The 13,565-nt window shown below is 62.5% G+C and carries 13 protein-coding genes; 1 reads left to right on the top strand and 12 read right to left on the bottom strand.

Translation table 11 applies throughout. The annotated features are described in order from the left end of the window. Positions 1 to 1,436: alpha-amylase family glycosyl hydrolase (locus BN1233_RS46345; protein WP_046868497.1), on the top strand; the 1,436-nt coding region annotated here is incomplete at its 5' end. A 309-nt stretch (positions 1,437 to 1,745) separates the two neighbouring features. Here the strand turns inward: BN1233_RS46345 and BN1233_RS36110 are convergent. From BN1233_RS36110 to BN1233_RS36165, 12 genes are read right to left on the bottom strand one after another with little or no spacing between them, the layout of a single operon-like run. Next, positions 1,746 to 2,051 (bottom strand): cytochrome C oxidase subunit IV family protein, encoded by a 306-nt coding sequence (locus BN1233_RS36110; RefSeq protein ID WP_046868498.1) that lies wholly within the window; start codon positions 2,049 to 2,051, stop codon positions 1,746 to 1,748. Further along, positions 2,048 to 2,689, bottom strand: coding sequence for a cytochrome c oxidase subunit 3 family protein (locus BN1233_RS36115; protein WP_046868499.1), 642 nt, complete (start codon positions 2,687 to 2,689; stop codon positions 2,048 to 2,050). Before BN1233_RS36115 ends, BN1233_RS36110 begins: the two co-directional genes overlap by 4 nt. Further along, the gene (ctaD, locus tag BN1233_RS36120; protein WP_046868500.1) at positions 2,686 to 4,362 is read right to left on the bottom strand and encodes a cytochrome c oxidase subunit I; all 1,677 of its coding nucleotides are present in this window, start codon (positions 4,360 to 4,362) and stop codon (positions 2,686 to 2,688) included. Before ctaD ends, BN1233_RS36115 begins: the two co-directional genes overlap by 4 nt. Next, positions 4,359 to 5,408 carry a cytochrome c oxidase subunit II gene (gene coxB / locus BN1233_RS36125; RefSeq protein ID WP_046868501.1) on the bottom strand — a complete coding sequence of 350 codons (1,050 nt, stop codon included), beginning with the start codon at positions 5,406 to 5,408 and terminating at the stop codon, positions 4,359 to 4,361. Before coxB ends, ctaD begins: the two co-directional genes overlap by 4 nt. Next, entirely contained in the window at positions 5,408 to 6,190 is a 783-nt protein-coding gene (locus BN1233_RS36130) for a thioredoxin domain-containing protein (RefSeq protein ID WP_046868502.1), read from the bottom strand. The genes coxB and BN1233_RS36130 overlap by 1 nt, the downstream gene beginning before the upstream one ends. Beyond that, positions 6,187 to 6,564, bottom strand: a complete 378-nt coding sequence (locus tag BN1233_RS36135) for a hypothetical protein (RefSeq protein WP_046868503.1) — start codon at positions 6,562 to 6,564, stop codon at positions 6,187 to 6,189. The genes BN1233_RS36130 and BN1233_RS36135 overlap by 4 nt, the downstream gene beginning before the upstream one ends. Further along, the gene (locus BN1233_RS36140; RefSeq protein ID WP_244470638.1) at positions 6,554 to 7,585 is read right to left on the bottom strand and encodes a hypothetical protein; all 1,032 of its coding nucleotides are present in this window, start codon (positions 7,583 to 7,585) and stop codon (positions 6,554 to 6,556) included. Before BN1233_RS36140 ends, BN1233_RS36135 begins: the two co-directional genes overlap by 11 nt. After that, positions 7,582 to 8,103 carry a c-type cytochrome gene (locus BN1233_RS36145; protein ID WP_046868504.1) on the bottom strand — a complete coding sequence of 174 codons (522 nt, stop codon included), beginning with the start codon at positions 8,101 to 8,103 and terminating at the stop codon, positions 7,582 to 7,584. The genes BN1233_RS36140 and BN1233_RS36145 overlap by 4 nt, the downstream gene beginning before the upstream one ends. After that, positions 8,100 to 8,615, bottom strand: a complete 516-nt coding sequence (locus BN1233_RS36150; protein WP_046868505.1) for a DUF3341 domain-containing protein — start codon at positions 8,613 to 8,615, stop codon at positions 8,100 to 8,102. The genes BN1233_RS36145 and BN1233_RS36150 overlap by 4 nt, the downstream gene beginning before the upstream one ends. Next, complete coding sequence (gene nrfD, locus BN1233_RS36155) at positions 8,612 to 9,970, bottom strand: NrfD/PsrC family molybdoenzyme membrane anchor subunit (protein WP_046868506.1); 1,359 nt, start codon at positions 9,968 to 9,970, stop codon at positions 8,612 to 8,614. Before nrfD ends, BN1233_RS36150 begins: the two co-directional genes overlap by 4 nt. Beyond that, a complete protein-coding gene (locus BN1233_RS36160; RefSeq protein WP_046868507.1) occupies positions 9,967 to 12,789 on the bottom strand; it encodes a 4Fe-4S dicluster domain-containing protein in 2,823 nt (940 codons plus the stop codon). The genes nrfD and BN1233_RS36160 overlap by 4 nt, the downstream gene beginning before the upstream one ends. Beyond that, complete coding sequence (locus BN1233_RS36165) at positions 12,777 to 13,433, bottom strand: cytochrome c3 family protein (RefSeq protein WP_046868508.1); 657 nt, start codon at positions 13,431 to 13,433, stop codon at positions 12,777 to 12,779. The genes BN1233_RS36160 and BN1233_RS36165 overlap by 13 nt, the downstream gene beginning before the upstream one ends. Positions 13,434 to 13,565: the final 132 nt, after the last annotated feature.

A 13,565-nucleotide genomic window follows, 5' to 3' on the forward strand; every position in this document is an offset into this window, starting at 1 on the left:
CCTGGATCTCGCCAATCTATCCCTCCCCGATGGCGGATTTCGGCTACGATGTCGCGGATTACTGCAACATCGATCCGCTCTTCGGAACGCTCGCGGATTTCGATGTCGTGCTCTCCGAAGCGCATCGGCGTGGCCTCAAGGTCATCCTCGATTTCGTCCCGAACCACACGTCTGACCAGCATCCCTGGTTTGCCGAGAGTCGCTCCGCCCGCGACAGCGCGAAGCGCGATTTCTACATCTGGCGCGATCCGGCCCCGGATGGCGGTCCGCCGAACAACTGGATCAGCAATTTCGGCGGATCGGCTTGGGAATACGACGAGCCGACCGGCCAGTACTATTATCATGCCTTCCTGAAGGAGCAGCCTGATCTGAACTGGCGCAACCCGGCGGTGCGCGCGGCCATGTACGACGTGCTCCGCTTCTGGATGCGTCGCGGCGTCGACGGCTTCCGGGTGGATGCGATCACGAACCTTGTCGAGGACGAACTCCTTCGGGACGATCCACCGAACGCCTCCTACCGCACCGGCATGCCCGACAAGGAGCATCTCAAGCGCGTCTTCACGGCTGACCGCCCCGAGACGCACGGCTGCGTCGCCGAAATGCGCGCGGTTCTCGATGAGATTGGTAACCGTGTCCTCATTGGCGAGGCACACTTACCAATTGCACGCATCATGGAGTATTATGGCGGCAGGCGCCCTGGCTTCCACCTGCCGTTCAACTTCATCTTGCTGCATACGCCTTGGAGCGCCCGCAGCGTCGAGGCGGCAATCGACCAGTATACGATCCTGCTGCCGCGAGGAGCATGGCCGAACTGGGTTCTTGGCAATCACGACGAACCGCGTGTCGCTTCACGCATCGGGGAGGCCCAGGTGCGAATCGCGGCGATGCTGCTGATGACGCTGAGGGGGACGCCTTTCATATATTACGGAGAAGAGATCGGGCTGCCCAATACCACAATCCCGGATGGCCAGGTTCATGATCCAGTCGCCAAGAGCCTCGGGAAGTCACTCGGGCGGGATCCACAACGCAGCCCGATGCCATGGGATGGGAGCCCGAACGGAGGCTTCACAGAGGGAGATCCATGGCTGCCGCTCGGCGCCGACCATTGCACCCGCAACGTCTCGCAGATGCAGTCGGAGGCCGGCTCGATCCTCAACCTCTATCATCGGCTGATCGCGCTCCGCCGTAATGCCCCCGCGCTCGCGACCGGCTCCTACGAGCCGGCTCCCAATCATGGCGATCTTCTCGGATACCGCCGCTGTGCGGACGAGCAGAGCGCTCTCGTCATCCTGAACCTCGGCGCCTCCCAACAGAGCGCGAGCGTGGACAAGCCGGGCAGGATACTGATCTCCACTCACATGGACCGCGAGGGCGCCTGCGCGCCGCCGACAATCGACCTGCGGCCAAACGAGGGACTCGTCATTGAGTTGGCGTAGCTCTTCCCTCTCGTAGGTCCTCTTCGTCATTGCGAGCGGAGCGAAGCAATCCAGGGGCGCATCCGTCGACGGGTAGATTGCTTCGCCTGTGGCTCGCAAGGACAGTGTGGCGATGGGTCGGGCGGTGCATCACGCCTGCGGCTCGCAAAGACGGCAGAGGGTCCGCGTCGGGCTGGATGACTGCAACTGGCAACAGCGGAAGTGCGGCGGAAGTCGAAGTGTGCACCACCTGCGGCTCGCAAGGGCGACAGTGGCATCGACACCACTCTCTGGGGCAGTACGGAGATCCACCTCCTATGTCTCTCCCTATCAGGGGTTGCCATAACGCGTTAGAAAATCACTCAGCGTCAGGGCAAATAGTACGATCAACCAGAAGAAGCCAGCGGCGGCGGCCAGGCGGATGATAGCGTCCGAGCGTCTGAGATTCATGAACAGAAGTGCGACGAGGCTGGCCTTTATGGCTGCGATCGAGAGGCCCACCACGACATTTAGGGTGCCAAGGGGGATGTAGGCCGCGATGCACGTCACTCCGAGCAAGACGAGGAGAGCCGCCCAAATCAGCAGGTTCCGCCGCCACAATCCGGCGGCCTGACCATGTTCGGCGCCGACGCTCATGAGGCTCTCCCGGGCAGATAGATCAGCGGATAGAGCACGATCCAGATGATATCGACGAGGTGCCAGTAGAGTGCGGTCACCTCAATTTCCGGATTTCCTCGCACCTCCATACGGGCACGCCAGCTCAGGAAAGCGAGTCGGCTCACAAGTATGATGCCGATCGTGAGATGGATCGCATGCACGCCCGTCATCACCCAGTACAACGCGAAGAATAACTGCGCCGCGCGCGCCTCCAGCGCGAAACCAGGTCCGGGAACGAGGTGATTTCGGAAATCCTCGGCGTATTCGAATCCCTTGACCACCAAGAACATCGTGCCGAGTGCTGCCGTCGCCGCCAGGCAGCCGGCGACTAGGCTGCGTGCGAGGCCTCTTTCCGCGGCCTGGGCTGCGACCGCCATTGTCAGGCTGCTCGTGAGAAGGACGGCAGTATTGATCGTTCCGTACCAGATATCCGTTTCGCGGGCTGCCTCCGCGAAGGCCTGCGGATCCTGGATTCGATAAATTGTATAGGTGAGGATCAACCCGCCGAAGAAGAGCAGTTCGCTTGCAAGAAAGACCCAGATGCCGAAGATCGAGGCCTCACGCTGGCGGTCCAGGCTAAGCCAGGGGTCCTTGAGCAGGGCAGGGGCATCGCTCATCCGGTATCTCCCTGCCCACGCCTGGGCGGTTGATGCGGTTCAGGGGCAATACCCTCGGGATGATAATCGTAGGGACCGACGTCGACGTGAGGAGGTTGGTCGAAGTTGTGTGTCGGCGGTGGCGACGCCGTCCGCCATTCGAGCCCAGTTGCATCCCAGGGATTGCGCGTCGCGCGTGCGCCCCAGATTAGCGACCAGGCGAGGTACCCGAGTGGAAGAAGATACGCTACCGCCAGAACGCCCGCACCCGAGGACGACATCACGTTCCAAACCTGAAACTCCGGAGGGTACACGTGATATCGACGCGGCATGCCAAGGTAGCCCAGGATGAACTGCGGAAAGAACGTGAAGTTGAAGCCGAAGAACATCAGGATTGCGGCGAACCGCGCCCAGGCATCCGGGTACATCCGGCCGGTGACTTTCGGCCACCAGTAATGCAGGCCCGCGAAATAGGCAGATACCGTTCCCCCGACCATAATGTAATGGAAATGGGCAATGACAAAATACGTGTCGGTCACGTGCACGTCGATCGGAATTGAGGCGACAAACAGCCCCGTCAAGCCGCCGATCGTGAATAGCCCCAGAAACCCAAGCGCATAGAGCATCGGAGCCTCGAAACCAATCTGCCCCCGGTACAGCGTAGCCGTCCAATTGAAGACCTTGATTGCGGAAGGCACCGCGACCACGAATGACAGGAACGAAAACACGAGGCTGGCATAGGGCGACATGCCAGCCACGAACATATGGTGGCCCCATACGAAGAAGCCGATGCCGGCGATCGAGACGAGCGCATAGACCATGAAGGTGTAGCCGAATATGCGCCGGCGCGCGAAGCAAGTGATGACCTCCGAGATGACCCCCATGGCAGGAAGCACCATGATATAGACGGCGGGGTGGCTGTAGAACCAGAACAGGTGCTGGAAAAGGATCGGATCCCCACCATTTGCCGGGTTGAAGATTGGTAGCTGAAGCCAGCGCTCTGCCATGATCAGGAGCAGCGTCACCGCGAGTACCGGGGTCGCGAGCACCATGACAAGGCTGGTGGCGTAGATTGCCCAGACGAACAATGGCAGCCGGAACCACGTCATGCCTGGCGCTCGCAGCATGTGTGTCGTGGCGATGAAGTTCACCCCCGTGGCGATCGAGGAAAATCCGATCGTAAATACGCCGAATGCTGCTGCAATCACGTGCGAATTCGAGAACATGGTCGAGAACGGCGTGTAGAAGGTCCATCCCGTATCTACCCCGCCAGCAATGAGTGTGTAGATTGTTGCTGCCGAGCCGCCGGCCGCCAGGTACCAGCTGAAGAGGTTGAGACGCGGGAAGGCAACATCCCGGGCGCCGATCATGAGCGGCAGAAGGAAGTTACCAAGCGTTGCCGGAATTGCCGGCACCATGAAGAACCATACCATCACGATGCCGTGGAACGTGAACAAGCGATTGTACGTGTCGGCCGTTACCACGTCGGCTTCCGGCGTGAATAGCTCGAGGCGCACGATCGAGATCGCAATACCCCCCAGGAAGAAGAAGATCGTGATCGTGATCGCATACAGAATTCCGATGCGCTTGTGATCGGTTGTGGCGAGCCAGGACGCTACGGTCGTACCATCACCGAGATAGCTCGGCTCGTGCGAAAGCGGCAGGTCGGCCGTTGTGGCGCTCGTTGAGCTCATCGGGATTCTCCACTACGGTCCGGCGAGCGGCCCGGCATCATCGAAGGACTGCGTTCCGCAGGCGAGCCGGGCACCAGCTCCTCATGCTCGGTGCGCTGAATGCGTGTGTCGCTCAGGTCCTCGGTCGCCAGAGACCGGATATAGGCGGTAAGCGCCTGAATTTCGCCGTCCGAGAGTGCGCCCGCGAAGCTCGGCATGAGGGGCTCGTAACCAGCCACGATGTCGCGGGTCGGCTGAAGCATCGAATCCCGGATGTAGGCATCGTCGGCAATGATGCTTCGACCGCCTTCAAGTTGAACCGGCCTGCCATAGATCCCGGCAAGATTGGGCGCATGCACCTTCGATGACGACGCGTGACAGCCGGCGCATCCACGCGCTACGAAAAGAGCGGCCCCCTCATGCGCGAGGTCCTCTCCCTCCGATTGCGCCGAGAGCCAGCGCGCATAGTCTTCCTGCGGCATGACGACGATGCGCCCGAGCATGCGCGAGTGATCGGTGCCGCAGTATTCGGCGCAAAGCAGGTGGAATGTACCAAGCTTTGTCGCTTCGAACCAGGTCTCCGTGTAACGACCAGGCACTACGTCTTTCTTGATGCGGAAGGCCGGAACGAAGAAGGAGTGGATTACATCCTGGGACGTCATCACGAGTCGCACCGGCACATTGATCGGAACGTGGAGCTCGTTGATCTCGCGCGCACCGTTTGCGGCCTGCGTCTTCCACATCCACTGCTTGGCGACGACGTGAATTTCGAGTGCATCCCTAGGCGCAACAAGGGCGGAAAGCTGCGCAGAACCTGCCCACCAGAACAGGAACAGGAAGACGAAAAGGGTCGCCGCGGTCCACCCGACCTCGAACTCGCGTGTGATGACGGCCGGAAGTTCTCCGCGCTCGACTTTGGAGTTGCGGCGAAATCGGATCGCAAAGGTGATGACAAGCACGAGAACGAGAAGGGTGATCGCGCAGGAAAGAACCAGCAGCATATAGAAAATGCGGTCCGTATCGACCGCCTGCGTCGAAGCCGATTCCGGCATCAGGCTCGCCAGCATTACGATGCCTCTGCGTTCGCGCTCGAACGGCGGCGCAAGAAAACGAGAGCAAGCGCGAGGGCCAGAATTGTTAGAACGGCCACGCCGGCGAGAACGCGCCTGATCGCTGGCGTGTAGATCCCGTGAACCGGATCGTAGCCGTAACACAGGAGCGCAATTTGGCCCGAAAATCCGCCGATGCTGCCCTCACTAGCCTCGACCAGCGCCAGACGAAGGTCTCCGGGTTCGAGCGCGAGCGAAGACAGAACACGCGCCACGCGACCGTCTGCAGTGAGCGTGAGAGCTGCGGTGGGATGGGCAAATTGATCGGATTCGGCGTCGTAAGCAGTGCGGTAGCCGATTGCATCGAGAAGATTACTGACGGCTCCTGCATCACCCGTCAGGACACGGGTCCCATGAGCAAGATTCTCGTCTAGGATCTGTGCTTCGGTGATGCTGCGCGCCGCGGTCGAGTCGTCGTTCGGGTCGATCCCCACGATGATCAGGTGAAAATCGGTCCCTGGCTTGAGGCCTGTCTGGGAAAGAGCCGTTGCCGCAATGGCAAGAACCGGCCCGCAGGTCGTTCGGCACGTGTAGTCGACGGGGACGAGAAGGGCAGGGCGACCAGCAAGCGCCTCACGCAAAGAGATACTGTCGCCGGCACCGTCGCGGAGAGCCAAGTTGAGCGGGACCGCGGCAGCCGGAGGCGGCGCGATCCTCACGGAACTCAATTCGCGTTCAGTCAGGCCCGCATGGGCCGTATCGGCGAGGATCAGCATCAAGATGAGCACTGCGATCCTCATGGCTGCCTCTCCGACGGCGCAGAGGGCAGCTGGTCGAGCGGTGCGTAGGCTTGATCTCCGCGAGCTGCGATCAATGCCATTGCTTGCTCGATCGGGATCCGCGCAAGGCCACGGTCCCGGTCGACCCAGGCGTAGCCGTGCAACCGGCTCGCTTGTGCTGCATAAAGCTCGGCCAAGTCTGCTCGCGGATTCGACTGCAGCTGCGGCTCGCCGAAGGTGCGGGGCGGCAATAGAACTGGTTCGCGAATGATCCAGGCATAGTAGCCACCAAGGGCAGCCAGGGAGACGGCCACGAAAGCCAGGAAGCCGAGCGCGGCTTTGATGACCACGCGGGAATCTACCCCGGGAGCTTCCGGCCTTGCGTCACCGGCCATGTGCGGCCCTCCAAAGGAGTGGGCGTCGAATGAGCCCGGACATAGCCGGCGACAGCCCCGCAAGCGCAACAACGGCAATGCAGGCCGTGATGAGAGCGCTCGGCTCAAAGGCTGGCGCGAGGATCCACACCGTGTGGAGAGCGACGCCGAGCAGAATCAGAGTGCCGGCCACACGCAACACGTTCCTGCTGGCTCTGGCGCGAGTGCTGAGGAGCAGGACAAACGGGATGAATGCACCGACGACAATGGCGGCGAGAATCACGGAGCCCCAGGCGCCGTGATTCCGGGGAATGTACCAGGCCGCCTTTTCGGGCAGATTGCCGTACCACGCGACGACGTAGGCCATCAGATCGAGATAGACCACGCCGAGAAGACCCGCGAGGAGAAGTCCGGAGAGGTCGCGCAGAAGCCGTTCGTCGAGATCGGAAGGCCCGACAATGGCTGCGACGCTGAGGGCCGAGAGGATCTGTTGGATTGCGATTCCAGCTGCGAAGGAAGAGGATGTGTAGCCTGGGTCGACCGAGAGAACCCAGTCGACCGCCACGAGGCTGATCACGATTCCGTGGAAGGCCAGTCCGATCCCGGCCGCGAGCTTCGAGCAGCGCTCGGTCACGACAAGGAGCACGAGAAGCGACCAACCGCCAAGCGCTACAATCGATCGAGCGATAAAGGCCGGCCAGTTCAGATACAGGCGTGCGACGTCGGATGGTGTGGTGGCCGGATCGGCAGCCCAGGGGTAAGTTGCTGAGAGATCGAGCACCAACGGGAGGATCGCGATCGCAGCAAGCGGGACCAGGGCTGCAGCCGGGATCAGGGCCGGAGCGAGCGCCTCGCCCCAGCGCCCACCCACGATGCGGTGGATCAGGAGAAGGACGAGCGAACCGATCGGGATCCCGCTCCAGAACACGAAGGCTATGAGCCAGCCCTGGGCTACGGCGCGAGCGTTCAGAATCACTCCGATGGCGAGGCCGAAGCAGGCCGCGATGGCTACCACGAGACTCCCCGTCGCGACGCGAGTCATGGCAGACGCTCCGAAAGGTTCGGCACATCTGCAACGCGGGCACCTTGGGAGAGTTGCAGCGCCCGGATATAGGCCGCTATGGCCCAGCGGTCCTCAGGCGAAACCCGCGCAGCATACGAGTACATGACGCCGTAGCCATTCGTGATCACATCGACGAAGTGCTGAGCCGTGGCTGCACGAAGACGTGCGGAATGATAGGATGGCGGCGCCGGGAAACCCCTTGAGACGATCATTCCGTCGCCGTATCCCGACAAGCCATGGCACGGAGAGCAGAAGATTCCGAAGCGCTCGCGGCCACGGGCGAGAAGTTCCGGCGTGACTGCGGGAGCCTGTGCTAGGGCCCGTTCGCGCTCAAGATCGCCGTGGGCGACCGTTCCCGCCGGCAGGGGCCGGGCAGAACTCCCATCCGGCCAAAGCAGGGAGGGTGTTTCAGTCTCATAGCGCTTCTGCAGGCGCATGGATTGATCGTCGCAAGCCGCAACGGCGAGTAGGATGAGCAGTGGGGCAGCGCGCCTCACGGCCGCACCTCCGTTACTGCGAGCGCACCCGCGCGCTCGAGCACGTGGCGCAACTCCTCGACTGCACCGTCGGTCTCGGCCAGCAGGAAGAAGCGGTCCTGGCTCGCGCGCTCGAATCCCGCGACTGCAAAGAGCGGGTGATGAAGCCGCGGCAGGCCGCAATAGCGCATCATTGCGATCACGCCGGCGAGTGCCGCGGCGAAGACACCGACTTCGAAGGGAACGAGCAGGAAAACAGGCCAGCTGTGCAGTGGCCGGCCGCCGACATTGATCGGATAACCGAGAACTGCGCTATACCACTGCAGAAAGTATCCTGTTGCCGCGAGCGCGATGCCGGCGACCAGCATCGGAATGCGAATTCGCACCGAGGGTACGGCGAGGCGTTCGGCGAGACCTTCGATCGGGAGGGGCGAAAAGGCGTCCAGGAGCCGACCTCCCGAGTCGCGCACAGGTTCTAGCGCGGCGGTCAGCGTATCGGGATCACGGAACTCGGCAACGAGTTGCACGCTCATGCCAGCCCCTCCTTGCGCACGAGCGAGCGAACCTCGTGCATCGACACCGCCGGGACGAGGCGAATGAACCACAGGAACATGAAGGCAAAGAACCCGAGGGGCCCGAAGAGGAGCAGCCAGTCGGAGACGGTTGGATAGAACAGATGCCAGAGACTCGGCATGAAGCCGCGCGAGAGCGTGCCCCAGATGATCAGGATACGCTCGATCCACATGCCGACGAGGATGAGCACCGAAATGACGGCAAGCGCCGGCATGCTGCGCCGAACCCGCTTCCACCACAGTGCCTGCGGGACAACACAATTGAAAAGGAGCTGCGTCCAGTAAAGGGGAGCATAGGCACCGCCGAAGAGGAAGGCGACGACGGTCCGATCGGCATGGCTGCCGCCATACCAGGCCATGAACCACTCGGTTGCATAGGAGTAGGTCATCAAAACGGAGCCGGCGAGGATCACTTTCGCCATACTGTCGAAATGCGAGACGGTAATAATGGTCTGGAGTTGCAATCCCCATCGGACGAGGAGGGTCAGCAGGAGCACCATCGCGAAGCCGGAATACAGCGCGCCGACCACGAAATAAGGTGGGAAAAGACTCTCCTGCCAGCCGGGCATGAGGCTTGCTGCAAAGTCGAGGCCGACGATCGAATGCACCGAGACGACGAGCGGTACTGCAAGCGCAGCGAGCGTCCGGTGCAGGATCGCATAGCACCGCCAATGCTGCGCCGAGCCGCGCCATCCGAGCGCAAAAGCGCCATAGAGCACCTGCGCAAGACGCCCTCGGGCGCGGTCGCGCATCGTCGCGAGGTCAGGAATCAGCCCGACATACAGAAACAGGATTGAGAACAGGAGATAGCTGAGAATTGCCCAGAAATCCCAGACGAGGGCGCTGCGCCATTGCGGCCATAGCCCCATGGTATTCGGGTAGGGCGCAAGCCAGTAGAAATATTGTGGCCGGCCGAGATGGAGGATCGGAAATAGCCCAGCGATCGCCACGGCAAAAATCGTCATGCTTTCGGCAAAGCGATTGATGGACCGGCGCCATTCCTGGCGGGTGAGCACGAGAATCGAAGAGATTAACGTGCCGCCGCTACCGATGGCGATCCACCAGACATAGCTGGCGATCGCGTAGCCCCACACCACGGTGTAGTTGACGCCCCATACCCCTATGCCTGTGGTGAAGAGGTAACCGATCGCTCCGGCGGTCATGAGCAGGAACACGAAGCTGACGGCAACGGCGAGCCACCATCCCCACCCGGCCGGGCGCGCCAGGACCGGATCGACCACGGATGCGGTTATGGCTGCGTAGCTCTCATGTCCGGCCGCTATCAGTGGATGATGCGGAGCGTTACGGTCGCTCATGAATCCCCCGTCAGCTTCGGGTCGGGGTTGCGCACATCGGCGAGATAAGTCGTTCGCGGACGTGTATTGAGATCCCCTAGCAGCACGTAATGGCGCGCATCGCGCTTTAGTCGGCGGACCTGGGATTCCGCGTTGAGGTCACCGAACGTGATGGCCCGCGTCGGACAGGCAGCTTGACAGGCGGTCACAATCTCACCGTCGGCGATGGAGCGCCCATCCCGTTCTGCCATGCGCCGCACCCGGCTGATGCGCTGGATGCAGTAGGTGCATTTCTCCATGACGCCACGCGTGCGGACCGTCACCTCCGGATTCTTCTGTGCTTTGAGAGGCTCCGCGCCGAGGTTCGCATATTCTTGGCCGTCGGCGTATCCGAAGAAGTTGAAGCGCCTAACCTTGTAGGGACAGTTCGCTTCACAGAAGCGCGTTCCGACACAGCGATTATAGACCTGTACGTTCAAGCCTTCGCCATCGTGGACGGAGGCGCCGACGGGACAGACGGGCTCGCACGGAGCCTTTTCGCAATGCATGCAGGGAACGGGTTGGAAGCCCGGCTTGGGCTGTTCCGAGGTGCCGCGATCGTAGATGTCGACGCGCAACCAATGCATCATCCGCCCTTGCGCAATCTCCTCCGGTCCGACGACCGGGACGTTGTTCTCGGCCTGGCAGGCGAGGACGCAGGCATTGCAACCGAAGCAGGCCGCCGTGTCGATCACCATGGCCCAGGCCGGTCCGTCATAGACGTAATCGCGATAGAAGTCGGGGAAGGGACTCGGTTGCGGAAGCTCTGCCCCCCGGGCCAGCGCATCGGCTGTCAGCATCGGGAAAAGATCGGCGACCGCGCGATCGAGCTGCACGTAGTTCTGGGTGGTCAGTATTTCGTGCGTGCTGCTTCCCTTCGTGAGCTTCACACCCCCGATGATCCAGTCTGCGCTGCCTGCGCGCAGATGATAGGAGTCGGCGCCGACGCCGTTGCCGATGGCTCCTGCCTTGAGGCGACCGTAGCCGATGGTCAGGCTCGCTGCCCCTTCGGGATGCCTCGGCGAGATCTGGACCGGCACGAGCGTACCGCCCGCGGGCCCTTCGACGGCCACTATGTCACCCGTTGCAAGGCGAAATCTCACCGCATCGGCCGGCGAGAGGCCGAGGGCGTTGCCCCATACCTGCTTGGTCACCGGCTTCGGGCATTCCTGTAGCCAGGCGTTGTTCGCGAAGCGCCCGTCCCAGACGCATGGGTCCGGCTGAAGGACGATATTCAACCCTGCGGGCGCAGAGAGTGGCTCTATTTGCGGCACGTGCGGCTCGGAGCTCATTACCGGTCGCGACGTGCTCCCTGCGAGGACACCATCATGCAGGGCAGTGCGCCAGAAGGCGTCGAAATCATCCAGGCCCGTGGCCATCCAGGTTTCGCGGACGAGTCCATAGCCGGATGCATCGGAACGGCCGGACATTGCGTCCAGGAGGTCATGCGCGGTGCGCGTGCCATACAGAGGCCGGATCAACGGCTGGACGATGCTCGCGGTGCCGTCGACGGCGCGCAGATCCGACCAGCTTTCGAGCGGGTGCGATTCCGGGATATGCCAATGGCAAAGTGCGGCCGTCTCATCGAACCAGCTGCCGAGATGGATCGTGAACGGCACGCGTCCGATGTGGTTTGGCAGTGAGAGGGCGGGCGCATCATAGGCCGGGTTTGTCCCCATGATGACGAGAGCTCCGACGCGTCCTCCTTCGAGCTCCTCGCGCAGGCTCTCGAGATTACCTGGCTCGCGCCCGAACAACACGTCAACGGGCTCGATCAGATCGATCGGCGCATCGAGCTGACGATTGATCCAGTGCACCAAGGCATGGGCCTCTGCAGACAATGTGCGGCCCGCGAGAACCAAGGCGCGCCGCGGAGAGGACCGGAGCGCGTCGATGCAGGCAGCGATGAATGCCTGGATCTCGGGCGGCAGGGTCGGCGTTCCGCGCCCGGCACCCAATGCATTCGCAACGGCGATTGCCGTGTTGTGAATCAGGTGCGGATGGAGCGCACGCCGCTCGTCTGCCTTTGTGCCTGTTAGCGTCGGCGTCGATTCCAGCACGTAGACACGAGAGAGGTCCCCGGACTTCCGCCGATCGATCCAACCTCGCGACAACCGAATCTGATCCGGCCCTGGCCCGAGAGGATCGGCATCCAGGCAGAGCACCGTATCGGCACGATCGAGGTGCGGCAGACCATCGAATGCACGACCGAAAGCGATCCGGGAGCCTGTTCGGCCGGCATCGTCCGTAGGCTCGTAAGCATGCCAGACAGCATTCGGGAATATGCGGAGAAGACCGTCGATCTGGCGCAGCAGTGTCGGTGAGGTGATGCGGCCCGTCAGCAGCCGAAGGCCTTCACCGCCGCTCGCGCGCAGTTGCTGGAGCTGTGGCGCGAGCGCCGTAAGAAACATCTCCCAGGAGACGATCGCATTATCGCGCCGCACGGTCCGCGAGCGATCCGGATCGTAGAGTGAGAGCACGGTAGCCTCTGCAAAGACGTCGGTTGCGCCGAGACTCGCAGGGTGAAGCGGATTGCCTTCGACCTTGATGGGACGTCCGTCGACGCTGATCGCAAGCACGCCGCGGCCGTAGCCGGCAAGCGGCAGGGTGGTTGCGAAGCGCAGCGGCTCGCCGGGCATTATCCGCTCCGGCTGACGGACGTAAGGCACGATCTCCTGATCGGGCTTCGAGCACGCTGTCGCAGCGAGTGTTACCGATGCGGCGAGTGCCTGCAGCGCCTCGCGACGCGTTAGCCTGCCGGCCGCTGTGGGGCCGAGTTGCCGGGGATTCACCGGTGGCATCGCGAGCAGTCCATGAGATGACGGGTGTCGATGTGGTACTGCAGCATGAGCTGGCGTCCGACGGTGGCTTGGTCGTCAGGTGGCCTCCAGGACATATCGAAGATGGCGTCGGGCGGGCGGAGGTGATTTTCCGGGTGTTGGTGGCAGTCGAGGCACCAGCTCATGGTGAGCGGTGCGGTCTGACGCATCAGCGGCATGCGATCGACTGCGCCGTGACAGGTGCTGCACCCGATGCCGTTCGTGACGTGGACGCTGTGATCGAAGTAGACGTAACCGGGCAGGTTGTGGACACGCTGCCACCGCAGCGGCCTGTTCTCGACGAGGCTGGCCCGGACGGGAGCGAGCATGCCGGCATTGGTCCAGAGCTGCGAATGGCAGGTCATGCACGTCTCCGTTGGGGGCATGCCCGCGAAGCGTGTGTTCTCGACCGAGGTGTGACAGTAGCGGCAATCGAGGCCGAGACCGCCCACATGGTGCTCATGGCTGAACGGGACAGGCTGCTCGCGCGTGAGGTTCTGCTCGGTGGTGTAGGACGAGCGCATGATTGCGTAGCCGAGGCCTACGGCAAGCACCGGGAGTGCTGCCGCCGCAGCGAGCACGATCCGGATGACGGTGTCCGCGCGCGGCTTGAAGATCTGCGCCATTTCGGGCCCCGGCTCTCACGCGGCCCATGAACGGTCCGGTCGGCCCGTCGGTTCGGGCGAGAGTCGGGCGTCTGGCCTGGAACAATGCGCAACTCGCCACATGGGAGCGCTCACGTGCGGCTTTTCGGGCCG

Source organism: Microvirga massiliensis, assembly GCF_001006805.1.
Classification (GTDB): Bacteria; Pseudomonadota; Alphaproteobacteria; order Rhizobiales; family Beijerinckiaceae; genus Microvirga; species Microvirga massiliensis.

Bases quoted from the DNA above. Each gene is read 5' to 3' on its own strand.
- BN1233_RS36110 (WP_046868498.1), bottom strand. From the start codon at position 2,051: ATGAGCGTCGGCGCCGAACATGGTCAGGCCGCCGGATTGTGGCGGCGG.
- BN1233_RS36115 (WP_046868499.1), bottom strand. From the start codon at position 2,689: ATGAGCGATGCCCCTGCCCTGCTCAAGGACCCCTGGCTTAGCCTGGAC.
- ctaD (WP_046868500.1), bottom strand. From the start codon at position 4,362: ATGAGCTCAACGAGCGCCACAACGGCCGACCTGCCGCTTTCGCACGAG.
- coxB (WP_046868501.1), bottom strand. From the start codon at position 5,408: ATGCTGGCGAGCCTGATGCCGGAATCGGCTTCGACGCAGGCGGTCGAT.
- BN1233_RS36130 (WP_046868502.1), bottom strand. From the start codon at position 6,190: ATGAGGATCGCAGTGCTCATCTTGATGCTGATCCTCGCCGATACGGCC.
- BN1233_RS36135 (WP_046868503.1), bottom strand. From the start codon at position 6,564: ATGGCCGGTGACGCAAGGCCGGAAGCTCCCGGGGTAGATTCCCGCGTG.
- BN1233_RS36140 (WP_244470638.1), bottom strand. From the start codon at position 7,585: ATGACTCGCGTCGCGACGGGGAGTCTCGTGGTAGCCATCGCGGCCTGC.
- BN1233_RS36150 (WP_046868505.1), bottom strand. From the start codon at position 8,615: ATGAGCGTGCAACTCGTTGCCGAGTTCCGTGATCCCGATACGCTGACC.
- nrfD (WP_046868506.1), bottom strand. From the start codon at position 9,970: ATGAGCGACCGTAACGCTCCGCATCATCCACTGATAGCGGCCGGACAT.
- BN1233_RS36160 (WP_046868507.1), bottom strand. From the start codon at position 12,789: ATGCCACCGGTGAATCCCCGGCAACTCGGCCCCACAGCGGCCGGCAGG.
- BN1233_RS36165 (WP_046868508.1), bottom strand. From the start codon at position 13,433: ATGGCGCAGATCTTCAAGCCGCGCGCGGACACCGTCATCCGGATCGTG.